We start from the raw sequence: 22,785 nt of genomic DNA, 5'->3' as shown, positions 1-22,785 counted from the left end.
AATTACCGGCAAGGGAAGGGTGAACTATGTCTGAAAAACGACAGCTGCGTCTTGGCACCATATTACACGGCGCCTCGGGAAATATGTCCGCCTGGCGTCACCCGTTAGCGCAGGCGGATGCCAGCATTAATTTTGAGTTTGTTAAGCAAACGGCGTTAAAAGCCGAAGAGGGTAAGCTCGACTTTATATTTGTCGCCGACGGCCTGTATATTAACGAGAAATCCATCCCGCACTTTTTAAACCGCTTTGAGCCGCTGACGGTGCTCTCCACGCTGGCGGCGGTGACCCGCAACCTCGGCCTGGTAGGCACGCTGTCAACCTCCTACAGCGAGCCCTTTACCACCGCGCGGCAGTTCGCCAGCCTCGACCATCTCAGCCAGGGCCGGGCGGGCTGGAACGTCGTCACCTCCCCGCTGGAGGGCTCGGCAAAAAACTTCTCCCGCGCTCAGCACCCCGACCATGCGCTGCGCTATCGCATCGCGGATGAATATCTAAAGGTGGTTAAAGGGTTGTGGGATTCATGGGAACAGGACGCCTTCGTGCGCAATAAGGCCAGCGGCCAGTTCTTTGATAAAAATAAGCTGCATGCCCTCGATCATCATGGCGACTTTTTTAAGGTTGCCGGTCCGCTGAATATTGCCCGCACGCCGCAGGGGCGCCCCATTATATTTCAGGCAGGCGCTTCTGATGATGGTAAAAAGCTGGCGGCGAGCCATGCCGACGCCATTTTTACCCATCAGGACTCTCTTGAGGAGGCGCAGGCGTTTTATCGCGACGTTAAAGGTCAGCTCGCGGCGTATGGCCGTCAGGAAGATTCGCTGCATATTTTCCAGGGCGTCAGCGTCATCGTGGGCGACAGCGCCGAAGACGTGGAGCAGCAGTATCAGACCACCGCCGCGCTGGTCTCGATTGAGGATGCCCTGAACTACCTCGGACGCTATTTCGAACATCACGACTTTGCGCAGTACCCGCTTGATGCGCCGTTCCCGGACATCGGCGATCTCGGACAAAACAGCTTCCGCAGCACCACGGATGAGATCAAGCGCAGCGCCCGCGAGCGAGGCCTGAGCCTGCGCCAGGTGGCGCTGGAAGCCGCCAGCCCGCGTCCGCGCTTTTCCGGAACGCCGCAGCAGGTCGCCGACGGTTTGCAGCAGTGGTTTGAACAGCGGGCCGCCGACGGTTTTATTATCCAGGGCGGCACGCCGGACGCCTTCCCGCGCTTTGTTGACCAGGTGGTGCCGCTTCTGCAGCAGCGGGGGCTGTTCCGCGAGGAGTATCCCGGCACCACCCTGCGTGCAAGCTTAGGGCTGGCCGAGCCGGTCAATCAATTCCAACAACAATAAACAATAATAAGAGAACACCCGCTATGCAGAAAAAGTCACTTATCCTCGCGCTCGCCCTGGCCGCAAGCGCTTCGTCGTGGGCGCAGAACGTCAATATCAACGGCACCGGGGTCAGCCTCGAAGCCAACAAAGCGCCGGTGCATACGGCAAAAAATCCGCAGGCGATTGCCCAGCTGCCGAAGGATCTGCGCCTCGCGGTACCGGGAAAATTCACCGTCGCGGTCGCGGCGCTGAACTCGCCGCCGCTCACCGTCTTTTCTGACGATAACAAAACCCTGCTCGGCAGCGAGGTGGATATCGCCCGCCTGGTGGCCGATAGCCTCGGCCTGCAGCTGAACGTGGTTCCGACCTCGTGGGAGGACTGGCCGCTCGGCGTGGTCTCCGGCAAATATGATGCCGCGATCAGCAATATTACGGTGACCAAAGAGCGCAAAGAGAAGTTTGATTTCGCCACCTACCGCAAGGATTCGCTGGGCTTCTACGTCAAGAGCACCAGCCCGCTGAACAAAATTGACACCGCGGAGGAGATTGCCGGCCTGCGCATTATCGTCGGCTCCGGCACCAACCAGGAGGCCATTCTGCTGGCGTGGAACGCGGAGAATCTGAAGAAGGGGCTGAAGCCCTTTACCCCGATCTACACCAAGGATGACGCCGCGCTGACCCTCGCCCTGCAGTCCGGTCGCGCCGATGCCTTCTTTGGCCCCAACGTGATTGGCGCATGGAAAGCGGCGCTCACCGGCAAAACCAAACTGGTTGGCAGCGTCGACGGCGGCTGGCCGAAGGCGGCGCATATCGCGGTGACGGTGAAAAAGGGCAGCGGCCTGGTCACCCCGGTGCAGACGGCGCTGAACGGCGCTATCCAGAGCGGCGACTACGCCAAAGTGCTTAACCGCTGGGGGGAAGGCGTCGAGAGCATCCCGCAGTCAGAGATTAATCCGGCCGGACTGGGCGATTAACAGGAGTCAGTATGAGCGACGTATTCCGCGATGTTTCACCCGAAGCCCTTGAGCTGCAGCCGGTTATTGACGGCCTGTTTGCCGAGTACGCTTCGCGCTACGGGGACTATTTTTCCCGCGATGCCGAAGTTGAGCTAACCGAATGGTATCTGGCGCCGCAGGGGCTGTTTATCGTACTCGAGCGCGAGGGGGAGATTATCGCCACCGGCGCCTACAAGCCCAAAGACGCCAACACCGCCGAAATTAAACGCATCTGGACTCACCACGCGCTGCGCCAGCAGGGGCTGGCGGCAAAGGTGGTGCAGGAGCTGGAGCGTCGGGCGGTGCTGGCGGGCTACAGCCATATCTACCTGACCACCGGCTTTCGTCAGCCGGAGGCGGTGAAGCTCTATCTGAGCCAGGGCTATGAGCCGCAGTTCGACCTCGACCGCAACCCGGAAGAGTACAGCCAGCCGCCCTATGACGGACGGCTGCGGTTTAGCAAAGCGCTGGCGGTTAGCGCGCTAGGCCAGAGCGCCTGAGGAGCAATGATGAAAACATCTGAAACGATAAAAGTTATCCCGGCGCGCTATCCGCTGCGCGCCGTCGGCGCGGTGCTGGCGCTGCTGGTGCTGGCCGTCGTCGTGCAATCGGTGGCCTTTAACCCCCGCTGGGAGTGGGCGGTCTTCGCGCGCTGGTTCTTTGATCCGGTTATCCTCGAAGGGCTGGGGCAAACGCTGCTGCTGACCCTGCTCGGTACCGTGCTGAGCGTGATCTTTGGCGGCCTGCTGGCGCTGGCCAGGCTCTCCTCCTCGTGGCTGCTGAGCAGCCTTTCCTGGGGATATATCTGGCTGTTCCGCTCGCTGCCGCTGATCGTGGTGCTGATTATTCTCTACAACTTCTCCTATCTGTACGACACGCTGTCGCTCGGTATTCCCTTTACCAGCATCAGCTGGGGCAGCTATCAAACCATCAACGTGCTGGGGCAGTTCTCCACCGCGGTAGTCGGGCTGACGCTGGTGCAGAGTGCCTATACCGCGGAAATTATTCGCGGCGGCTTCCTCGGTGTCGATCACGGTCAGTATGAAGCGGCGGCGGCGCTCGGCCTGCCGGCGTGGCGGCGTACCCTGCGCATTATTCTACCGCAGGCGCTGCGCACTATTCTGCCCTCCGGCTTCAATGAAATTATCAGCCTCGCCAAGGGGACGGCGATGGTCTACGTCCTGGCGATGCCGGAGCTGTTTTACACCATTCAGATGATTTACAACCGCACCCAGGAAGTGATCCCCCTGCTGATGGTCGGCGCGGTGTGGTACCTGGCGATCACCAGCGTACTGTCGCTTATCCAATATCTGGTCGAACGCGCGCTGGCGCGCAGCGAGCGCCGCTCGGCGGTGAACAGCCCGCGCCGCACTCGCGTTGCCGAAGCCTCTCGTTCACCGCAGACGCAGGAGCCCGTCCATGCCCAACTCTCATAACGGCCACATCTCGATTACCGGCGTCAGCAAATATTTTGGCCGCCATAAGGCGCTGGACGATGTCTCCCTGGAGATAGAGCCCGGCACGGTAACGGTGATCCTCGGGCCTTCCGGCTCGGGGAAATCCACTCTGCTGCGGGCCATTAACCACCTCGAGCGGGTTGATGAGGGCTTTATCCAAATTGATGGCGACTATATCGGTTATCGCCGTCAGGGCGACAGGCTGTACGAGCTGAAGGAAAAAGAGATCCTCCGCCAGCGTGTGAACGTCGGCTACGTTTTTCAAAACTTCAACCTGTTCCCGCACCTGACGGTGCTGGAAAACCTGATTGAGGCGCCGATTGCCCACGGACGAGCCAGCCGCAAGGAGGCCATCGAGCAGGCCTACGATCTGCTCGACGTGGTGGGGCTGCGCAACAAAGCCGATGCCTGGTCGCGGCATCTCTCCGGCGGTCAGCAGCAGCGCATTGCCATCGCGCGGGCGCTGGCCCTCAAGCCGCGGGTGATTCTGTTTGACGAACCAACCTCGGCGCTGGACCCTGAGCTGGTGGGCGAGGTGCTTGACGTTATCAAGAAGCTGGCGCGTTCCGGCACCACGCTGGTGGTGGTGACGCATGAGATTGGTTTTGCGCGCGAGGTCGCCGATCAGGTGGTCTTTATGGTCGATGGTAAAATCATTGAGCAGGGCAGCAGCGATGAGGTCCTTAACCATCCGCAGCATCAGCGCACGCGGCAATTTTTATCGAAGGTGCTTCCGGCATGAGAAAAGGACTTCTGGCATTACTGATGGGTATTATCCCGGCGGGTGCGCAGGCGGAGATTGACCTGCGGGCCAACGAGCGGCCGCTGCCGGTGACGGCGGACAGCCGGGCGATTGCGCAGATCCCGGCCAATTATCGCTTCGTTGAGCCCGGGACGCTGACGGTGGCTATCTCGGCGTTGAATTCACCGCCGCTGGCGCTGCTGGCGAGCGATAACCGCACGCGTATCGGCAGCGATCCGGATATCGCCCGCCTGCTGGCCGGCAGCCTGGGGCTCCGGCTCCGGCTGGTGCCGACGGCGTGGGAGGACTGGCCGCTGGGCATCACCTCCGGGCGCTACGACGTGGCGCTGGTGAATATCGCGGTGACCGAGCAGCGCAAGCAGAAATTCGATTTCGCCACCTATCGCGTCGATTCCCTGGCCTTTTCCGTTAAATCCACCAGCCCGATAGACCGGGTGAACGGCGCGGCGGATCTTGCCGGGCGGAAGGTGATCGTCGGCTCCGGCACCAATCAGGAGCGTATTCTGCTCGGCTGGAACGCCGAGAACGAAGCGGCGGGGCGCCAGCCGGCGCTGCCGGTGTACCTGACCGACGACGCCTCGGGTAATCTCTATATTCAGTCCGGACGCGCCGACGTGTTCTTTGGCCCGCAGTCGGTGGCGGCCTACAAAGCGGCGCTGACCGGCACGACCAAAGTCGTCGGCCTGGGGCCGAAAAAGGCTTACGTTGCCACCACCACCAAAAAGGGCAGCGGCCTGGTGTACGCGCTGCAGGCGGCGCTCGACGGGGCGATAGCCCGCGGCGAGTACCAGCAGGTGCTGGCGCGCTGGGGGGAACAGGGGGAGGCGGTAACGCAGTCGGTGGTCAATCCGCCGGGGATTACCTACTAAAAAACCGCTGTTCCGCAGGAGTGTGTTGCGAAACAGCGGGGGCGAACTCTCGCCAGGGTTGATAATCAGGCCGCGCGAGGCGTCAGGTTGATACGATCCAGCGGCCCGACAATAAACAGATAGGAGAGCAGGCCGAGCACGCCCATCGAGCCGACGTAGAGAATGGCGTAATCAAACGAGTGCGTATTGGCAATAATGATCCCAATCACCAGCGGCGTGATGATGCTCGCGAGGTTACCGCACATATTGAAGACCCCGCCGGCGATACCCAGCATCTCCTTAGGCGACGTATCGCTGAGGATACACCAGCCGAGATTGCCAAAGCCTTTTGCAAAGAAGGCCAGGCTCATGGCGGCGATAACCACCACCTCAGAAGCGGTATAGTTAGCGACGACGATGACGCAGGAGAGCAGCATGCCGCAGATGACCGGTATCTTGCGGGTAGTGGTCAGACTATGGCCGCGTTTCAGCAGCCAGTCGGAAAACAGCCCGCCGAGCAGGCCGCCGATAAACCCGGCAATGGCCGGAATGCTGGCGACAAAACCGACCTTCAGAATCGACATTCCCTTCGCCTGGTAAAGGTAGGTCGGGAACCAGGTCAGGAAGAACCAGGTAATGGAGGTGACGCAGAACTGGCCGATATAGACGCCAATCATCATGCGGTTTACGCAGACGCTTTTAATCTGCGCGAGGGTTAATTTGTGCTGCGTTTTTTTGCTGCCTAGCTCCGGCTCGCCGCCGCCCTCGCGAATATATTTAAGCTCCTGCTGATTTATTTTCGGGTGATGTAACGGGTCCTTCACCTTAACCAGCCAGAATATCCCCAGGACCACCCCGATGGCGCCAATATAATAGAAAACATAGTGCCAGCTTAAATTATGCAGGATGATCGTCATCAGCGGTGTGATAATACCCAGCGAAATATACTGCGCCGCCTGATATACCGAGGTGACAAATCCGCGCTCTTTATTCGGGAACCACTGCACGCTGAGGCGGCTGTTGGCGGGGAAGGCCGGGGCTTCTATTGCGCCCATCATCAGGCGCAGAATAACCAGCACCACCAGCGGGCTGGCAAACAGAAAAATCGTCCCCTGGAACATGGTCACCACCGACCAGCCGATCAGCGCGCAGCCGTACACCAGCCGCGAGCCGTATTTATCCAGCAGCCAGCCGCCGGGGATTTGCATTATCACGTAAGAAATACCGAACACGGAAAAAGCCAGACCCATGGCCTCCGGGTCGAAGCCGAGCTCTTTACTCATAATCGGTGCGACGACCGACAGCGTGGCGCGGTCGGCATAATTAAATACGGTGGCCAAAAAAAGAAATAATAAAATACCGTAACGCACGTTGCTGCGTTTTAATTGTGTATTCACTTTTCAACTCCGTTTCAGGGTTGGTGATGTGGGTACAGCAAGTCAGGGGCGGGAGGGGGAATAAAGTGCCGTCCGCCGGTCGTTAATAACTATCCCCGGCCATAAGCTGACCGGACTACGCAAGGGTGGGGGATGCGCTTATCCCCCAGCCCGGCCCCGGCGCTTTCGCTCCCGGACCGGGAAATAGCCGGCGCAAGCATCAGGGGCGCTGGCCAAACTCGCAGCTGTGCTGGGTCCAGCGGCGCGCCTGCTCGCTCAGGGTGAAGCCCAGCCCGTGACGTTCAGAAACCCACATCCGCCCATCGCGCAGCTCAAGCTGCTCGTTAAACAGCGGGTTTAGCCACTCGAAATGCTCCAGCCACGGCTCTAGCGGGTAGGTGGCGGCGAGGTGCAGATGCACTTCCATCGCAAAATGCGGGGCCAGCTTGCGGCCATGCTTCGCCGCCAGATCCATAATCTTGAGGAAGGGGGAGATACCGCCGACGCGCGGGGCGTCCGGCTGCACGAAGTCGCAGGCGTTGCCGAGGATAAGCTGTTCGTGTTCGCGGAAGCTGGTCAGCATCTCGCCGGTAGCAATCGGCGTATCCAGCGCGGCGGCCAGCTGCGCGTGGCCTTCGATATCGTAAGCGTCGAGCGGCTCCTCAATCCAGATCAGGTTAAACTGTTCCATTTTACGCCCCATGCGAATGGCGGTTTCCCGGTCCCACTGCTGGTTGGCGTCAACCATCAGCGGGAAATCGGGGCCCAGCGCTTCACGCACCGCCGTCAGGCGACGGATATCCTCGGCGGTGTTCGGCTGGCCCACCTTCAGCTTGATCCCGCCGATGCCGTTTTCCCGCGAGATGGCGACGTTTTTCAGCACCTGATCCAGCGGCGTATGCAGGAAACCGCCGGAGGTGTTGTAGCACTGTACCGAATCGCGATGGGCGCCGAGCAGCTTCGCCAGCGGCAGCCCGGCGCGTTTGGCTTTCATATCCCACAGCGCAATATCAAGCGGAGAGATGGCCTGTACCGCCATGCCGCTGCGCCCGACGGAGGCGCCCGCCCACAGCAGTTTGGTGTAGATCTTGTCGATATCGTTGGGGTCTTCACCGAGCAGGTTATCGGCAATCTCTTTGGCATGAGCGTAAATTCCCTGGCCTCCCGCGCGCTTGGAATAGCTAAAACCTACCCCTTCGAAACCGTCGCGGGAGCGAATTTCGGCGATGATAATCGCGACTTCGGTGAGCGGCTTTTGCCGCCCGGTGAGGACTTTGGCATCGCTGACCGGCGTGGCTAAGGGGAGAAAAGCCAGGGAGAGCTTAACGTGCTCAATGCGGTCGCCGGTTTCGGCGGCGGTTTTGACGCCGGTGGTTTTGGCGTAGGTCACGGAGCTGGAATTGGCGCTGGTGGTCATGGCATGTTCCTTATGAGTTATAAAATGTTTGCGCTAACATTTTTAATCCAGCTTTAGTGTTTCGACCACAGGAGTGCGTTTAATTTGTACAAACGATCACAACTTTAGGTTATTAGTGGTAAAATTATGCAAGTGACATCACGATCCAAAACAATCTGTGAAATAGCACAACTATTAATGATAGCGATAACATTTTATCTCTCAGGTTATTGATTCTCATGCAGATGCGCGGGCGGGTGCTGGCAATTGGCTGGGGCATCATCAATAATGCCCGCTGGGAACGACTCAACACAGGGGCTTAGCCGTGAAAAGCAGAAAACCGACGCGCGTGCCGACGCTGGATGATGTTGCCCGCACGGCGGGGTTATCATCAATGACGGTCAGTCGGGCGCTCAATACGCCGCAGCTGGTGCGGCCTAAAACGGTGGAAAAGGTGCTGCAGGCGGTGCAGGCCACGGGCTACATTCCCAATGCGCTGGCCGGCGGATTGGCTTCGCGACGCAGCCGGCTGATTGCCGTCGTGGTTCCGCAAATCAACAACAATATGTTTGTCGACACCATCCAGGCGCTGAGCGATACCCTTGCGGCGCGCGGCTACCATATGCTGCTGTGCGTCGCGGGCTACAGTCGGGAGACCGAAGCGGAGCTGGTGGCAACCCTGCTCTCCCGTCGCCCGGACGGGGTCGTGCTGACCGGCATTCAGCATGCGCCGGCGCTAAAGAGAACCATCCTCAACGCCGCCATCCCGGTGGTGGAGATTTGGGATCTGACCCCGACGCCGCTGGATATGCTGGTGGGCTTTTCGCATGAGAAAGTTGGCGAGACGATAGGCGAGTTTTTGCTGCACAAGGGCTATCGACGCCCGGGGCTGTTGTGGGCAGGGGACGCGCGAGCGGCGCTGCGTAAGCAGGGGCTGTGCGCCCGGCTGGTCAAAGGCGGTATGAGCGATGTGCATCAGGTGGCGGTGCCGCTTCCCGCCTCGCTGGCGCTGGGGCGCAGCGGCCTGGCCCAGCTGCTTGACGCCGGCGAGTTCGATATTATCGTCTGCAGTTCCGATACCCTGGCGCAGGGGGCGATAATGGAGGCGGAAAGCCGCGGCCTGCGCGTGCCGAAGGATTTAGCGGTAATGGGCTTCGGCGATCTGGATTTTGCCGCCAGCAACCGACCGGCGATTACCACCGTAAGCGTCGATCGCCAGGCGATTGGCGAACGCGCGGCAACCCTCCTCGCCGACCGCATTGAAGGCGTGGGGGAAGGGGAAGCAATTATCGATCTGGGCTATCATTTGCTGGAGCGAGAGTCGGCGTAGGCACGCCGTTAAATAGCGCGCGACGGGCTTTTTTCCGGCTTTCACCCGACACCCGACGTTTACCGTGGAGGCCGAACATGATCACCGTCTATGGCGTACCGGGCTGGGGGTCGGCAATCAGCGAGCTGATGCTGACGCTGGCCGAAATCCCGTACCACTTTGTTAACGTTGAGGGTTTTGATAAACCCGGACCGCAGCGCGACAGCCTGATGCAGATAAACCCGCTGTGTCAGGTACCCACCCTTAAGCTGGCGGACGGCAGCGTGATGAGCGAATCTGCCGCGATTGCCTTAACCATCCTCGACCAGCGGCCGGACCTCGCGCCCGAGCCAGGAACGCCGCAGCGACACCCGTTTCAGCGCCTGCTGATTTGGTTGGTTGCCAACGTCTATCCCACCTTCACCTACGCGGATTACCCTGAGCGCTGGGCGGCGGATGCACCGCAGCAGCTGCGGGAAAACTGCGTGAACTATCGCCAGTCGCTCTACCTGTGGCTCGAGCAGCAGCTCGTCGCCGGGCCCTACGCGCTGGGCGAGCGGATAAGCCTGCTGGACTGCTATATCGCGGTCATGTGCTCGTGGGGGCCGGGGCGGGAGTGGTTTGAGGCGCACACGCCGAAATTCGTTGCCGTCGCGGATGCGGTATATCAACGCGCCGAGCTGGAGGCGGTATTACGCCGCAACGAGCTGATTTAAGGCACAAAATGAAAACCAGCGCGCCCGGGCTGTGGTAGTTTTATCGTTCTGACAATAAGGAGTCTGCTATGCCGCATGTTGATATTAAGTGTTTTCCTCGCGAGCTGAATGATGAGCAAAAAACGGCGCTGGCCGCCGATATCACCGCCGTATTAGTGCAGCACCTGAACAGCAAGGAGAGCTCGGTGAGCGTGGCCCTGAAGCAGGTTGACCCGAGCGACTGGCAGCAAGTGTGGGACAGCGAAATCGCCCCGCAGATGGCGCAGCTGATTAAGAAACCCGGTTACAGCATGTAGCTGCTTCGCTTTCCCGAAGGCGGCACTCAGCGCCTGCCCGGGCGACAAAAGCCGCTGCTCTTTGTCGCCCGGGCCGAACGGTTCGCCGCTTACCCGGGACTCACGCCTTAGAACCAAATCTCGGTTTGCACGCCGAAGTTCCAGTTTCCGCCGGCGGTAAAGCCTTTGCTGCCGAAATCATCGTTAATGGCGTAGCGATCCAGCGCCTTATCCCAGTTCATCCACGTCACGAAGAACCGAATCTCCGGCCGCGCTTTAATATCAAACACGTCGCCAACCTTAAAGGTCGGAGCGAAGGTCAGCTTATAAAAATCACCGCTCACCGCCTGATACTGATGGACTTCGTCGTTGTAGCGATAGGTTCGCCCGTTGGGGTTCAGGTCCATATACTGCCACGACGCCTCGTACAGCAGCGCGAAATTGCGGGTGATGCCTTGAGAAAGCCGCAGGTTGAAGGTCGCCCAGTCGTAGCGGTCGCCGTCGCGATAGCGGCTTTCGCTATGCTGGGCGATGACTGACGGCGCCAGCTCCCAGTTTTTCCCCAGCGGCAAAATACCGTATGACGCAAAGCGCAAGGATTTTGCATTCTCGGTGAGATCGCCATCGCTGCCGGGCTGACGCGCTTCGGCCCCAAGGCCGCCACCGTACTGTAAGGCGCTTTCGGATACCCCCGGCGCCAGGCCGAAGAACTGCTGCTTATCGTGATAGGCCAGCATCGCGTAGTAGCCGTTCTTCGCGGTATTGTCGCTGCGCAGGGCATAACTGCCGGTGGTCGAGGTGTTATCTTTCAGCGAATCATTGCCCTGGGCGGTCATCGCGGTGGTCATCAGCTGCCAGTTGTTCCAGAAGTGGTTAGCGGTGAACATCAGGTTCTGAATATCGTTATCTTCATAATTATCGCTACCCAGATCGCCAAAGTTGCGCGCATAGACCGAATAATCGCCGCGCAAATGGCTGCCCCAACTGACGTCGTTGATGCCGCCGCCGGTACCGCCGAGGAACATAATGTCGCTGTCGGTAAAGTGAATATCGAAATTGTCGCGATCGAAGCGCTTGCCCGCCCAGATAGAGGACTTCTCAAAGGGTCCGGAAAAATCGGCAAAGCCGCCCATTTCGACGTACAGCTGGCGCACGTTCAGATGGTGGCTGTCGTTATCCTGGACCCACGGGTCCGGGTTGGTGGCGCCATCGGCAAGCATGGTTTTGAAATGCGCCCACGAGCCGTCGCTAAAGGTCATTTTCTTGCCAAAGCTGAGCTCTACGTAGTTATCCTTCTCGTTGCCGAGACGGCCAACGTGGGCATCGCCGTTGAGCGAGCTGGCAGGGGAGATCCCCGGGCCGCCGCGCGCCCCTTTGCCGTGGCTATCCACCAGCATGCCGGAGCGGGCGTAGGCGTTAAACTCAAAGCCGTCGCCGGGCGAGGTTTTCGCCAGCTGGCTATTGATCTGCTGGTTGGTGACCTGCTGCTTTTGCTCGCTGGCGGCGGTCCGCTGGCTGAGCGCCTGCACCTGTTTCTCCGCCGCTGCCGCGCGCTGTTCCGCCGCGGTTGTGCGCTGTTCTGACTGCTGCGCGCGGCGGTTGGCGTCTCCCGCTTCCTGCTCCGCATGATTGAGCCGGGCTTCGAGCTGCGCCAGCCGTTGTTCGATGGTCAGCGGCGCGGCGCAGACGCCGTAGGCCGAAAAAAGGGCGCAGCAAACCGCTGCGCTAATCACAGAGATACGCATGAGAATCCTTATTTCTTTCAGAGGTAAAGAGGTGGGGACGCCTTACATGGCGTGATTTTCGCCGCCGGCGGACGGGCTTTCCGGCGGCGCACGGCGACCGGCGTCGAGGTCGGCGCGGATCTGCTCGTAATCATCGTCGAGACGATAGAAGCGGCCAATCCACAGCATCGACGCGACAATCAGCAGCGCCGGGATGTAGAGATAGCAGGCTTTAATCGCCAGCATCGCGCTCTCGTTCTGCGCCTGATTGGCGACGTAGCCGCCGGAAGAGAGCAGTACGCCGGTAATCGCTCCCGCACCGGCCATGGCAACTTTGCCGAAGAAACCGTTGATTGAGGTTAAAATTCCCGCCGTGTTGATGCCGGTTTTCCACACGCCGTAATCCACCGGATCGGCCTGCATGGAGAAGTAAATGGCGGTACGCTGGCCGGCGCCCAGGGACAGCACAATCGCCCCGGCAATCAGCCCCCAGCTGTTGACGCCCGCAGCCATCATCATGCCCATGCCGACAAGGTTAATGGCGCTGGCAATCAGGTAGACGTGACGCTTTTTCATCCGCCTGGCGAGCAGCGGCACGGTGAGAGTGCCCAGCAGCGGAACGAAGGTGGAGATCCCGGCGACGATGGCCGTCAGATCGTTGTTGCCCACGTAGTAGTGGAAGAAGTAAACCAGCGCGCCGGTCTGGAAGAAGAACGCCCCCCACATCAGGAAAATATTGCTGGCGAATACCCACCATGGACGGTTGGCGCGCAGGCTGACCCAGGCGCGTTTCAGGGTCATTCGTTCCTGGGTAATGCTGATGTTCTCCTTAACGTTGCGGAAGCTCACCAGCAGGAAGAACGTCGCAATGACGCCGAAAATGACCGCGGTATAGAAGAAGCCGTGGGCCTGGCTGCCCTTGCCCAACGCGCCAACCAGCGGCAGGGTCGCGACGGCAACAATCGTGGCGCCGAGGGAGCCCAGCAGAATTCGCACCGCCGAGAGGGTGGTTCGCTCACGCGAATCGCTGGTCAGGAACGGCAGCATCGCGCAGAACGGAATATTGACCAGCGTATAGAGAAACGACAGGCACAGATAGGTGATGAAGGCGTAAAGCAGCTTGCCGGTAGTGCCGAAATCCGGCACGTAGAAGGCCAAAACACACAGCAGCCCGAAGGGGACTGCGCCAAGCAGCAGATAGGGACGACAGCGCCCCCAGCGGGTGGTGGTGTTATCAATCACCAGCCCCATCAGCACGTCGGCGACGCCATCCACCAGGCGGGTCACGAGGAACATCAGGCCGACATAATAGGCGGGAAGCCCCATTACGTCGGTGTAAAAGAACATCAGATACAGAGAGATAAGCTGCCACACGAGGTTGCAGGAGAGGTCGGCGATGCCGTAGCCCAGGCGCTGCCGCCACAGGCTAAAGGTTGTTTCTGCCATAAAATATGCTCGCTTATTGTTGTTGTTAAAGTCCGTACTGGCGAATAAACCAGGCCGGGGTACAGCTCCACGCATGGCAATAGCTGTTGATCAGCTTGCTGCCATAAGGTGAAAAGTCAGGTTGCGCCGGGTCAAAAATCTCCCAGAAGGTGTCGGCGCCGTAATCGACCATCGCCCCCCAGTAGGCTTTGATCTCCGCGATGGCCTCGTCGCGTAGCCCGCACTGCAGCAGGGCGGCGACAAAGTGGTGGCGCAGGTAGGGGGTATTCATGGCGATGGCCGGGGGATTTTCCCGTAAATTGCGCATTATTTCCCGGTGCTGCTCTGCGCTGCCGATTTCCGCCAGCACCAGCCAGATCTGCGAGGCCCAGGACACCTGTCGCCCGGTGCCGCTAACGAAAAAGCCCCGTTCCGGGTCCCAAAGCTCGCGCTGGGCCGCCGCTTTTAGCGCCTGCAGACGATCGCCGAGCGCAGCTGCCAGCTCGGGTTCAAAACGTTCTGCCAGCCAGATAGCGCGCTGCAGGCAGTAAATCAGCACGCCCTGCGCCGCGGCCTGTTTATTCAGCGACGCCTGCCAGTCGATAAAGACCCACCAGTCGTCGCTATCGCGCACCAGACCGGCGTCATCGCAGCGGGTCAGCGCCAGCTCAACCTGGCGGCGCGCCGTTGGCCACAGCTGCTGAGCGGTGGCGCTATCGCCGGTGCTTTGCAGATAGCCGTAGAGAACATCTACGAAAAAGAGCGAATAATCAAAGAGAAAAGTATCGTCGGCGATCACATCTGGCTGGACAAAGACGTTGGCGGAGACCATGCCGTCCTCCCGGGTATGGCCGGCAAAGAGGTACAGGCAGCGGCGAACCAGGTCGTGGTGGGTAAAGGTGACGTCGTTAACCAGCGCCTGCAGGCGTAAATCGCCAAGCCACAGGCGGCGGTCGCGTTTAGGCCCGTCTTCGAAAACCTCCTGCATACAGTTTTTCAAGGTCACTACCGAGACCCGGTCGATAGCCTGCAGCTGCGGGTCCGTCGCGGTACCGGGCAGGCAGGTTTCGCTCGCTGAGGTCACGGCATTCAGCCGAATCTGTCCAACCCGCAGGCGGAATTTCTGCGATACGGCCTTCACCTCCACCTTCAGGTAGCGAAAGCAGTAGCGGCGGGGCAGGTTAACCTCTGCGGGCAGCACGTCGAGCCACAGGTCCTGCTGCTGCAGCCAGCTGCTGCTCAGCCAGCCCTGATATTCGCTGAACGGCTCGCAGACTTCGCTGAGGGTTTCACCGAAGGTAAAGTGCAGATGGGCCGGGGCATCCGGCGGGCTGCCGACGGCGGAGCAGGCGAAAGAGAGGTAGCCGACGTAGTGGCTGCCGAAATCAATGATAAAGCTGTCACCGCTGGTCAGCTCGCGCTGATAAAGCGCTTCGGGCGTGCTGACCGGCTGCGCCCGCCAGCCAAAGATGGCCTGCGGATCGGCGTGGGCATCGATAACCGCCTGCGGTGGGTAAGCCCGGCTGCTGAGCGCCGGCCTGAGCGCCTCGGCGGCGCGTAAAAAGTCCTCGTGGCGGGTCATCGTGACCTCAGAGTTGTGCTGGATAGCCTGTGACATACTGCGTCCTCTACGTTTATTTATCCGCAGCATAAGACGCCGCCGCCCGCGTCAACCACTCTGGCAATGCCAACGCACCGCGGGAAATGGCACTGATGGTGTGATGGGCTGGTTGGCGATCACAATTCCATAAATCTGGCTCGTGAGCGCCGGTAAAATGCATTATCTTGCCCCTGCGCCGTATGCCGTTTTGGACTTCATTAATGATGACACTGACCGTTGAGTATTATTTCGCCCATCCGCAGGACAAGCTGGCGATGTACGCCAGCGACCCCGAAGATAACAGCCATGAACATAGCCACGAGTTTGCTGAACTGGTGATCGTCGAGCACGGGCATGGTCTGCACGTTATTAACGGCCGACCGCTGTATATTCAGCAGGGGGACGTTTTTTACGTGCAGCCGGGGGACGTGCATTATTATGATGAGCTCGGAACGCTCAAGTTAATCAACGTGCTGATTAACCCTTTCGTTGAATTTCATTATTTGCAGAATGTTGATGCGCTATTACGCAAATTCTCCGCACAGCAGGCTTCCTGCTACGGCTGGCTGGCCCCTGATACCCGCCATATCTGTAAGGGGCTGGTTGAGAAGATATTCTCGGCGGATTTTCAGCGCAGTGAAAACAGCGCGCTGCGCGAGGCGACTTTCTTTCAGCTGGCGACGACGATACTGCATGCTGAAAGTGAAGCGGAATATAGCAACACAAAATATAAATTACATAAATTACTCACCTGGCTGCAGGACCACTGTTTTGAAGAGCATAACTGGCAGCTGCTGGCCGATAAATTTCACCTGACCACCCGCACTGCCTTTCGCCATATTAAAGAGGCGACCGGATTAACCCCGGATAATTATATAAAACGCCTGCGCCTGGTTTCAGCGAGGGTAAAACTGCGTGAAACCGATATGACCATTACCGAAGTGGCCTATTTATGCGGCTTCGCCAACAGCAACCACTTTACCACCCTCTATAAAAAGGTTTTTGGCCTCACTCCCAGCGAAGACCGGCGCCGGCTGCAGCGCTGAGGCCGCCGCTGCGTCAGCGGCTGGCGCGGGCTAAATTGCGCATTGCGCGCTGGCAAATACGCGCAGTAGCCGGGGACGGTGATTCGCTCAGCCAGCGGGCGCAGAGCGTCTGCACCCAGTCGGGGCTATCTTTCCCCGCGTCATTGAGCCAGTTGGCGACGGAATCCTGCACGTAGACCGAGGGGTCGGCGCGCAGCGGGGAGAGGATCGCCAGCGCGCGCTGCGGCTGGCGCTTGAGCTCGCCGATATGCGCGCACCAGACGCCGCGCGGACGCAGGGCCTCGCTGGCAAAGCGGCGAATGCGATCCGAAGGCGAGGCGGTCCACGTTACCAGCTCGGCGATGGCCAGATCCAGCTCCGGTATCAGACGCGGGCGCACGGCCAGCCACGCCCATTCGCGTACGCCGAAATGGGCATCATCGGCCAGCGGGCGAATTGCCGCCAGGCGCTCGCTGAGCGTCAAATCGGACCGCGCGCCGAGCATAAAGCAGCCCCAGCCGCGAACCGTATCCGCCGGGTGCGCCAGGCAGCGCTGGAGTGTCGCCGGTTGGCCCTCACTCAACAGCAGGTGCGCGATGCCTGCCATGCGCTTCACAATACCCTGCGCATCGAGGCTCTCCGCCGCGGCCAGCGCCGACGGCGGCAGCGCCGGGAAAACCGCACGCAGCAGCCTCGACTGGCTTAGCGCCAGAACTTCCGTCAGGTTAGCACTCGCTAACTCACCTCGCGAGAGGGCCTGCAGGATCCCGGCAGGAATATCCGCGACGCGGGTTGCTCCTTTACGTTTCTCATTTTCGCTCATGACGTTGCTCCTTGTGCCGTCAGCGTAGCGGCCGCGACTTTGTTCAGCAGCCCGGCGAGCAGGGCCCGCTCCTCGGCCGAGAGACCGGCAAAGAGCCCGCTAATCCAGCGGCTATGCCGGGCAAAAACGCTATCGATGATCTGCTTACCCTTGACCGTTAAGCCAATTCGCATAGCCCGACCGTCGAGAGCGTCGGCATGGCGTTCAATAAGGCCATCGCGCTGCAGACCGTTGAGCAGGCCGGTAATGGTTGCGCGGGTGACTCCCGCCTTTTCCGCCAGCACGTTGGGCGCCAGACCTTCCGGCGCGGCGTTGAGAAGAAACAGCAGCACAAAGCGGCCTTCGGAAAGACCCCAGGGCGCCAGCAGCGCGGCACAATCGCGATCGATGGCGGCCGCCAGCGACAGGGTTTGAAAGCAAAGGCGAATATTGTCGAGATCGGCAAGCTGATGGCGTTCAGCCTCCTCTAGCAGAGCGCGGTATTTTTGTTCAAGCTCCATTGCGGCCTCCGAAATATAGTATGGCGCCTAACTATATGATCGGGCCAGGGCAAGGTCAACGCTAAAAGGGCGGGCTCCCGGCATCGGTGTGGATAAGCAGGCCGGCATTAACCCGCCCGCTGCGGCAGGCAGGCTACTCTTCCGGCGTGTTCGCCCGAACGTGGCGTCCGCTGGCGACAAAGTTGCCGGTGCCGAGATGATGCAGCGTATTGAGCTTATCATCGTCGAACTGCCAGCGTCCGGTGACGAAAGCCCGCTCATCGGCGGCGGCGGAAACCACTTCGCCAAACAGGGTGTCGTACTGCTCCTGAGCGGCGGTGGGCGGCAGCAGCCGACACTCCATCCACGCCAGACACTTCTCCTCAATCAGCGGCAGGCCAAGCTCCGGGCCGTTAACCACCGGAATGCCGTAGGCGTTGAACTTATCCTCGTCGCGCCCGCTGATGCTGCCGACCGCGTAGGTCCAGCTGGCGGCTGCCACGCCCGGCACCACGATGCCGAAGGTCCCGTTGCGCTCAATTATCTCCCGCGTCCAGGCGCTCTTATCGACCACGATGGCGACGCGGGGCGGCGCGAACTCCACCGGCATCGACCACGCGGCGGCCATCACGTTGCGGCGTCCGGATTGCGCGTCATAGCTGGTTATCATAATGGTGGGGCCGTGATTGAGCAGGCGACTGGCGTACTGGAGTTCGACGTGGCGAAAGCGGCTCATATGCGTTCCTTGGTAAATGGGTCTGATGCCAGACAACACGTTAAGCCGCAATGAAAATGTAATCAATACGTCATCCAGGCTCCCTATAGTTGGCGGCACTAAGTCCCAAAGAGGATAACAACATGTTAGCTCCCCTGTATTTATCGCAGGTGGGCGCGGCCCGGCGGTTTTTGACCGTCGGTAGAGTATCGCTTTCCCAACGGGGAGGGCGATAATGCGCGCGCTTACCGGCATCAAGCTTGATAGCGTCTCCTTCGCTTTCGGCGCCAATACCGTTCTCAATAATATCGATCTGCATATCGAAGCGGGCAGCATCGTCGCGCTGCTAGGGCCATCCGGCTGCGGCAAAAGCACGCTGCTGCGCCTGCTGGCCGGGCTCACCGTACCCGCCAGCGGCGAAATCCGCTTTGGCGACCGCCTGGTGGCGAAAGCCGGCTGGGGTATGGCCCCGGAGCAGCGCGATATCGGCATGGTTTTCCAGGATTACGCCCTGTGGCCGCACATGACCGTGGCGCAAAACATCGCTTTTCCGCTGCGCATGCGCGGCGTGCCTCGCGGTGAACGCCAGACGCGGGTCAACGCCGCGCTGGTGAGGGTCGGGCTGACCGGCTTTGCCGAGCGTAAACCCTCCGGCCTCTCCGGCGGCCAGCAGCAGCGCGTCGCGCTGGCGCGGGCAATCGTCGCCGAACCTCGCGTGCTGCTGTTTGACGAACCCCTCTCTAATCTTGACAGCGAGCTGCGTGAGTCGCTGTGCATCGAGATGAGCCGTCTGCTGCGCCAGCTTGGCATCACCGCCGTCTACGTCACCCACGACCGCCGCGAAGCAGAGCTGCTGGCTGACCGCATTGTGCATTTATCGGCGGGCAGCGTTGCTGCCGTCCGCATTGTTACTTCATCCTCAGGGGAACCCGCATGAAATCCGTTATGACATTTAAGAAAGGAGCAGCGCTCGCGATGATGCTGTCGGCCACGATGATCTCCAGCGCCCACGCGCTAACCGTTTACACCGCCGGTCCCGGCACGCTGGCGAAAGGCCTCGCCAGCGGTTACGAAAAGAAAACCGGCGTTAAGGTCAATATCTTCCAGGCCACCACCGGCAAGGTGATGGCGCGGCTTGAGGCCGAGCAGGCCAACCCGCAGGCGGACGTGCTGATCTCCGCCTCGTGGGACACCGCGGAAGATCTGCACGCTCGCGGCTGGCTGCTGGCGTATCAAAGCGCCAACGCCGATAAGGTCCCGGCCAATCTGAAATCGGCTGATTACGTGGCGCAGGGCATTTCGGCGCTGGGGATCGTCTGGAACAGCAAAAGCGGCACGCCGGAACCGAAGGAGTGGCGTGACCTGACGGAAGCGGCATTTAAGGATAAGGTGACCACCCCGGACCCGGCGCTGTCCGGCGCATCCCTGGATTTGCTGATCGGGCTGCAGAATGGGATGGGCGATAAGGCCTGGGCGCTGTTCGATGCGCTGAAAAAGAACGGGATGGTGGTCAGCGGGCCGAATGCGCAGGCGGTGACGCCGGTGATGCAGGGCGCGAAAGCGGCGGTATTCGGCGCGGTGGACTACGTTTCTTACGGCAATATTAGCCAGGGTGAATCGCTGAAGGTGATTTTCCCGGCCAGCGGAACGGTGATTGCGCCGCGCCCGATGATGATCCTGAAAACTACCCCGCACGCTGACGATGCCAAAGCCTTTGTCGACTACGTCCTGTCGCCGGAAGGCCAGGCGATGGTGGCGGATGCCTGGCTGATGCCGGCGCGGTCCGACGTGCCGGCGAAGCGCCCGCTGCTTAACGAGCTGAAGGTTCTGCCGACCAGCGGCGACGGCAGCAGCGAACGCCGCGCGGTGCTGGCCCGCTTCAATACGCTCTTCGCGCAGTAATCTGCCTTCCCCTCGCCGCGGCGGGGGGACCCTCGCTTGCAGGAAAATACGGTGAATCAAAAACTCATTTCTGGCGCCACGCTAGCGGCGCTGCTGGTGCTGGTGGCGCTGCCGCTGTTTTTTATCGTCTTACAGGCGATATTTCCCCACTTCAGCGCCGGTTCGCTGTCCGGGGCGTTTAGCGGCGTCGCGACGCTGTTTGCCGATCCGCAGCTGCCGGCAATGCTCGGCGGCACCTTGTGGATCGCCGGCGGCGTGGCGCTGGTCAGCGTCGCCATCGGGCTCCCGCTCGGCGTGCTGCGCGGGCTGTTCAATCTGCCGCTGCCGCGCCTGTGGGACCTGCTGTTCTTAATTCCTTTTCTCACGCCGCCCTATATCGCCGCGCTGTCGTGGATGCTGGTATTGCAGAGCAACGGCTATCTGCAGCAGCTCACCGGCTGGGATCTCAACGATCTGCTGTTCAGCCGCAGCGGGATCGTGCTGGTGATGGCGCTGAATATTTTCCCGGTGGTCTATTTTGCCGTCTCCCGCAGCCTGCTGGCGAGCGGGCAGCGGCTGGCTATCGTGGCGCGCGTGCACGGCGCCAGCGCCTGGCGCGCCTTCTGGCATATCACCTTGCCGATGCTCTCTCCGGCGCTGGCGGCGGGCATGCTGCTGGCGTTTACCCTGGCGATTGAGGAGTACGGCGTTCCTGCGGCGCTGGGCTCCCGGGCGGGCGTGGTGATGCTGACCGTCGGAATCGAGAAGAAGCTCGCCGACTGGCCTATCGATCTCAACGGCGCGTCGCTGCTCTCGCTGCTGCTGATCGTCGTCGCGCTGCTGGCCTGGTGGCTGCAGCGCCGGCTGGTGGGGGATAAAGAAGTGACCAGCGTGACCGGCAAACCGGGTGAGAACAGCGGGGCGACGGCGGGCTGGTTTACCGTTCCGGCACTGCTGCTGATGGCGACGGTCGCCGGGCTGGCGGTGGTGCTGCCGGTGGCATCGACGGTGGTCACCAGCCTGATGGGCACGCTGTCGGGCGGGATCGGCGCGGATAATTTTACCTTTAACCACTTTATTGCGCTGTTTAACCAGCAGGGCGATGCGCTTTCGGCGCTGGGGACCAGCCTTTCGCTGGCGCTGGCCTCGGCGCTGATTGTTGGCCTGCTGGGGCTGGTGGCGGCGTGGCTGGTGCTGATCCAAAAAATCCGCGGCAGCGCAATTATCGATGCGCTGTCGCTGATGCCGGCGGCGCTGCCCGGCGTGGTGGTCGGGGTGGGGCTGATTCTGTTGTGGAACCGCCCGTTCTGGCCGGTTTCGCCGTATAACAGCTGGTTTATGCTGCTGCTCTCCTACTGCTGCCTGCTGCTGCCGTGGCCGGTGCGCTACGTGGGCAGCGCCCTGCGCCAGCTTGGTAATAATCTGGAACCGGCGGCGAGGGTCCACGGCGCTTCGCCGCTGCAGGCGCTGCGCCTGATCGTCCTGCCGCTGGTGTTTCCGGCGCTGCTGGCGGCGATGCTGATGGTGTTTGCGGTCGCCTCGCGCGAGCTGGTGACCTCCCTGCTGCTGGCTCCGGCGGGCACCCAGACCGTGGCGGTGTTTATCTGGCGTCAGTTTGAGCAGGGTTCAGCGGGACAGGGGATGGCGATGGCGACGCTGACCCTGCTCACCGGCCTGACGCTGATGCTGAGCGCCCTGGCGCTGATGCAGCGCAGCGCGCGCTGAGCCGCTCGACCGCACAAAAATACCGGTGAGGCGGGAAAAATACGCTATAAATGACGCACACCGAATGCTGGAGACATTGATGAGCCCATTTTTACGCGCCTATTTTTCTCGTCTGGGCTGGACGGGAACCCCTGATGCGTCGATTAACACCCTGCGGACGCTGCATATCCACCACAACAGCGCGATCCCGTTTGAGAACCTCGACGTTCTGCTGCCGAGGGAGATCCATCTGGACGATCGGTCTCTGGAGGAGAAGCTGATTAACGCCCGCCGCGGCGGCTACTGCTTTGAGCAGAACGGCCTGCTCGAGCGGGCGTTAAGTGAAATTGGCTTCACGGTACGCAGCCTGCTGGGGCGCGTGGTGCTGGCGAATCCGCCGCAGATGCCGCCGCGAACCCACCGCCTGCTGCTGGTTGAGGCGGAGGGCGAGCGCTGGATTGCCGACGTCGGCTTCGGCGGGCAAACGCTGACGGCGCCCATCAGGCTGCTGGCTGACGTTGAGCAGCAGACCCCGCACGGGGTTTATCGCCTGCTGCACGAAGGCGAGCGCTGGACGCTGCAGTTCAGCCATCACGAGCACTGGCAGTCGATGTATCATTTCGATTTAGGCTGTCAGTTTGCCGCCGATTACGTGATGGGTAACTTCTGGTCCGCCCACTGGCCGCAGTCGCATTTTCGCCACCACCTGCTGCTGTGCCGCCACCTGGTTGACGGCGGGAAGATGACCTTAACCAACTTCCACTTCACCCACTGGGATAGCAGCCGGGTGGTGGAGAAGGTTGATTTACCCGACGTGGTGGCGCTGTATGAAACGCTGCAAACGCGATTTGGCCTCGGGGTGGAGGATCCGAAACACGGCTTTTCGCTGGCCGAACTGACGGCGGTAATGGCTGGCTTTGAAACGCATCCACAGGCGGGTAAATAGGGC

Annotated in this window: 20 protein-coding genes and 1 pseudogene; 13 read left to right on the top strand and 8 right to left on the bottom strand. The window is 60.7% G+C overall.

Annotated elements, in window-relative coordinates; all coding sequences use genetic code 11:
- Window positions 1-26: 26 nt before the first annotated feature.
- From HCK03_RS26385 to HCK03_RS14450, 5 genes and pseudogenes are all read left to right on the top strand, one after another.
- Window positions 27-2,299, top strand: a pseudogene (locus tag HCK03_RS26385) (NtaA/DmoA family FMN-dependent monooxygenase).
- An 11-nt stretch (window positions 2,300-2,310) separates the two neighbouring features.
- Window positions 2,311-2,820 carry a GNAT family N-acetyltransferase gene (locus HCK03_RS14465; protein ID WP_041145375.1) on the top strand — a complete coding sequence of 170 codons (510 nt, stop codon included), beginning with the start codon at window positions 2,311-2,313 and terminating at the stop codon, window positions 2,818-2,820.
- A 9-nt stretch (window positions 2,821-2,829) separates the two neighbouring features.
- Complete coding sequence (locus tag HCK03_RS14460; protein ID WP_041145376.1) at window positions 2,830-3,756, top strand: amino acid ABC transporter permease; 927 nt, start codon at window positions 2,830-2,832, stop codon at window positions 3,754-3,756.
- Window positions 3,740-4,519, top strand: a complete 780-nt coding sequence (locus HCK03_RS14455; protein ID WP_041145377.1) for an amino acid ABC transporter ATP-binding protein — start codon at window positions 3,740-3,742, stop codon at window positions 4,517-4,519. The genes HCK03_RS14460 and HCK03_RS14455 overlap by 17 nt, the downstream gene beginning before the upstream one ends.
- Window positions 4,520-4,542: 23 nt before the next feature.
- On the top strand, window positions 4,543-5,409 hold the full coding sequence (locus HCK03_RS14450) for a transporter substrate-binding domain-containing protein (RefSeq protein ID WP_167692449.1): 867 nt from the start codon (window positions 4,543-4,545) through the stop codon (window positions 5,407-5,409).
- Between the two features lie 65 nt (window positions 5,410-5,474).
- On the opposite strand, the gene HCK03_RS14445 is transcribed toward HCK03_RS14450, so the two are convergent.
- Complete coding sequence (locus HCK03_RS14445; protein WP_167691795.1) at window positions 5,475-6,785, bottom strand: MFS transporter; 1,311 nt, start codon at window positions 6,783-6,785, stop codon at window positions 5,475-5,477.
- Between the two features lie 199 nt (window positions 6,786-6,984).
- On the bottom strand, window positions 6,985-8,181 hold the full coding sequence (locus HCK03_RS14440) for an L-talarate/galactarate dehydratase (RefSeq protein ID WP_076947228.1): 1,197 nt from the start codon (window positions 8,179-8,181) through the stop codon (window positions 6,985-6,987).
- 304 nt (window positions 8,182-8,485) lie between these two features.
- Between HCK03_RS14440 and HCK03_RS14435 the strand changes: the two genes are divergently transcribed.
- The 3 genes from HCK03_RS14435 (at window position 8,486) to pptA (ending at window position 10,481) form a co-directional block, all read left to right on the top strand.
- Window positions 8,486-9,490 carry a LacI family DNA-binding transcriptional regulator gene (locus HCK03_RS14435; protein WP_041145381.1) on the top strand — a complete coding sequence of 335 codons (1,005 nt, stop codon included), beginning with the start codon at window positions 8,486-8,488 and terminating at the stop codon, window positions 9,488-9,490.
- A 77-nt stretch (window positions 9,491-9,567) separates the two neighbouring features.
- Entirely contained in the window at window positions 9,568-10,185 is a 618-nt protein-coding gene (locus HCK03_RS14430) for a glutathione S-transferase family protein (RefSeq protein ID WP_134525830.1), read from the top strand.
- Window positions 10,186-10,253: 68 nt separating this feature from the next.
- Entirely contained in the window at window positions 10,254-10,481 is a 228-nt protein-coding gene (gene pptA, locus HCK03_RS14425; protein WP_123551432.1) for a tautomerase PptA, read from the top strand.
- A gap of 107 nt (window positions 10,482-10,588) precedes the next feature.
- On the opposite strand, the gene HCK03_RS14420 is transcribed toward pptA, so the two are convergent.
- The 3 genes from HCK03_RS14420 to HCK03_RS14410 are packed head-to-tail and all read right to left on the bottom strand — an operon-like array spanning window position 10,589 to window position 15,227.
- Window positions 10,589-12,205, bottom strand: coding sequence for a carbohydrate porin (locus HCK03_RS14420; protein WP_041145384.1), 1,617 nt, complete (start codon window positions 12,203-12,205; stop codon window positions 10,589-10,591).
- A gap of 42 nt (window positions 12,206-12,247) precedes the next feature.
- Window positions 12,248-13,630 (bottom strand): glycoside-pentoside-hexuronide (GPH):cation symporter, encoded by a 1,383-nt coding sequence (locus tag HCK03_RS14415; RefSeq protein WP_115192854.1) that lies wholly within the window; start codon window positions 13,628-13,630, stop codon window positions 12,248-12,250.
- A 25-nt stretch (window positions 13,631-13,655) separates the two neighbouring features.
- Complete coding sequence (locus HCK03_RS14410; RefSeq protein ID WP_167691794.1) at window positions 13,656-15,227, bottom strand: alpha-L-rhamnosidase-related protein; 1,572 nt, start codon at window positions 15,225-15,227, stop codon at window positions 13,656-13,658.
- A 203-nt stretch (window positions 15,228-15,430) separates the two neighbouring features.
- Between HCK03_RS14410 and HCK03_RS14405 the strand changes: the two genes are divergently transcribed.
- Entirely contained in the window at window positions 15,431-16,255 is an 825-nt protein-coding gene (locus HCK03_RS14405) for a helix-turn-helix domain-containing protein (RefSeq protein ID WP_123551434.1), read from the top strand.
- Between the two features lie 13 nt (window positions 16,256-16,268).
- Here HCK03_RS14405 and HCK03_RS14400 read toward each other — a convergent pair whose 3' ends face one another.
- From HCK03_RS14400 to HCK03_RS14390, 3 genes are all read right to left on the bottom strand, one after another.
- Window positions 16,269-17,057 carry a DNA alkylation repair protein gene (locus HCK03_RS14400; RefSeq protein ID WP_167691793.1) on the bottom strand — a complete coding sequence of 263 codons (789 nt, stop codon included), beginning with the start codon at window positions 17,055-17,057 and terminating at the stop codon, window positions 16,269-16,271.
- Window positions 17,054-17,557: a MarR family winged helix-turn-helix transcriptional regulator gene (locus HCK03_RS14395; RefSeq protein WP_115192850.1), complete on the bottom strand. Its 504-nt coding sequence runs from the start codon at window positions 17,555-17,557 to the stop codon at window positions 17,054-17,056. The genes HCK03_RS14400 and HCK03_RS14395 overlap by 4 nt, the downstream gene beginning before the upstream one ends.
- Window positions 17,558-17,690: 133 nt before the next feature.
- Window positions 17,691-18,272: a flavin reductase family protein gene (locus HCK03_RS14390; RefSeq protein WP_041145390.1), complete on the bottom strand. Its 582-nt coding sequence runs from the start codon at window positions 18,270-18,272 to the stop codon at window positions 17,691-17,693.
- Window positions 18,273-18,483: 211 nt separating this feature from the next.
- On the opposite strand from HCK03_RS14390, the gene HCK03_RS14385 reads away from it, so the two are divergent.
- The 4 genes from HCK03_RS14385 (at window position 18,484) to nhoA (ending at window position 22,782) form a co-directional block, all read left to right on the top strand.
- Window positions 18,484-19,188, top strand: coding sequence for an ABC transporter ATP-binding protein (locus HCK03_RS14385; protein WP_166793775.1), 705 nt, complete (start codon window positions 18,484-18,486; stop codon window positions 19,186-19,188).
- Window positions 19,185-20,153 (top strand): ABC transporter substrate-binding protein, encoded by a 969-nt coding sequence (locus tag HCK03_RS14380; protein WP_041145392.1) that lies wholly within the window; start codon window positions 19,185-19,187, stop codon window positions 20,151-20,153. Before HCK03_RS14385 ends, HCK03_RS14380 begins: the two co-directional genes overlap by 4 nt.
- 51 nt (window positions 20,154-20,204) lie before the next feature.
- Window positions 20,205-21,857, top strand: coding sequence for an ABC transporter permease (locus tag HCK03_RS14375; RefSeq protein WP_134525836.1), 1,653 nt, complete (start codon window positions 20,205-20,207; stop codon window positions 21,855-21,857).
- Between the two features lie 79 nt (window positions 21,858-21,936).
- Entirely contained in the window at window positions 21,937-22,782 is an 846-nt protein-coding gene (gene nhoA, locus HCK03_RS14370; RefSeq protein ID WP_167691792.1) for an N-hydroxyarylamine O-acetyltransferase, read from the top strand.
- Window positions 22,783-22,785: the final 3 nt, after the last annotated feature.

Source organism: Klebsiella terrigena (assembly GCF_012029655.1).
Taxonomy (GTDB): domain Bacteria; phylum Pseudomonadota; class Gammaproteobacteria; order Enterobacterales; family Enterobacteriaceae; genus Klebsiella; species Klebsiella terrigena.
The sequence above is the reverse complement of the archived record's forward strand: the minus strand, read 5'-3'. Positions and strand labels throughout refer to the sequence as shown.

Coding starts and splice junctions, on each gene's coding strand:
- HCK03_RS14465 (WP_041145375.1), top strand. CDS start 2,311: ATGAGCGACGTATTCCGCGATGTTTCACCCGAAGCCCTTGAGCTGCAG.
- HCK03_RS14460 (WP_041145376.1), top strand. CDS start 2,830: ATGAAAACATCTGAAACGATAAAAGTTATCCCGGCGCGCTATCCGCTG.
- HCK03_RS14455 (WP_041145377.1), top strand. CDS start 3,740: ATGCCCAACTCTCATAACGGCCACATCTCGATTACCGGCGTCAGCAAA.
- HCK03_RS14450 (WP_167692449.1), top strand. CDS start 4,543: ATGGGTATTATCCCGGCGGGTGCGCAGGCGGAGATTGACCTGCGGGCC.
- HCK03_RS14440 (WP_076947228.1), bottom strand. CDS start 8,181: ATGACCACCAGCGCCAATTCCAGCTCCGTGACCTACGCCAAAACCACC.
- HCK03_RS14430 (WP_134525830.1), top strand. CDS start 9,568: ATGATCACCGTCTATGGCGTACCGGGCTGGGGGTCGGCAATCAGCGAG.
- pptA (WP_123551432.1), top strand. CDS start 10,254: ATGCCGCATGTTGATATTAAGTGTTTTCCTCGCGAGCTGAATGATGAG.
- HCK03_RS14420 (WP_041145384.1), bottom strand. CDS start 12,205: ATGCGTATCTCTGTGATTAGCGCAGCGGTTTGCTGCGCCCTTTTTTCG.
- HCK03_RS14415 (WP_115192854.1), bottom strand. CDS start 13,630: ATGGCAGAAACAACCTTTAGCCTGTGGCGGCAGCGCCTGGGCTACGGC.
- HCK03_RS14410 (WP_167691794.1), bottom strand. CDS start 15,227: ATGTCACAGGCTATCCAGCACAACTCTGAGGTCACGATGACCCGCCAC.
- HCK03_RS14405 (WP_123551434.1), top strand. CDS start 15,431: ATGATGACACTGACCGTTGAGTATTATTTCGCCCATCCGCAGGACAAG.
- HCK03_RS14400 (WP_167691793.1), bottom strand. CDS start 17,057: ATGAGCGAAAATGAGAAACGTAAAGGAGCAACCCGCGTCGCGGATATT.
- HCK03_RS14395 (WP_115192850.1), bottom strand. CDS start 17,557: ATGGAGCTTGAACAAAAATACCGCGCTCTGCTAGAGGAGGCTGAACGC.
- HCK03_RS14390 (WP_041145390.1), bottom strand. CDS start 18,272: ATGAGCCGCTTTCGCCACGTCGAACTCCAGTACGCCAGTCGCCTGCTC.
- HCK03_RS14380 (WP_041145392.1), top strand. CDS start 19,185: ATGAAATCCGTTATGACATTTAAGAAAGGAGCAGCGCTCGCGATGATG.
- nhoA (WP_167691792.1), top strand. CDS start 21,937: ATGAGCCCATTTTTACGCGCCTATTTTTCTCGTCTGGGCTGGACGGGA.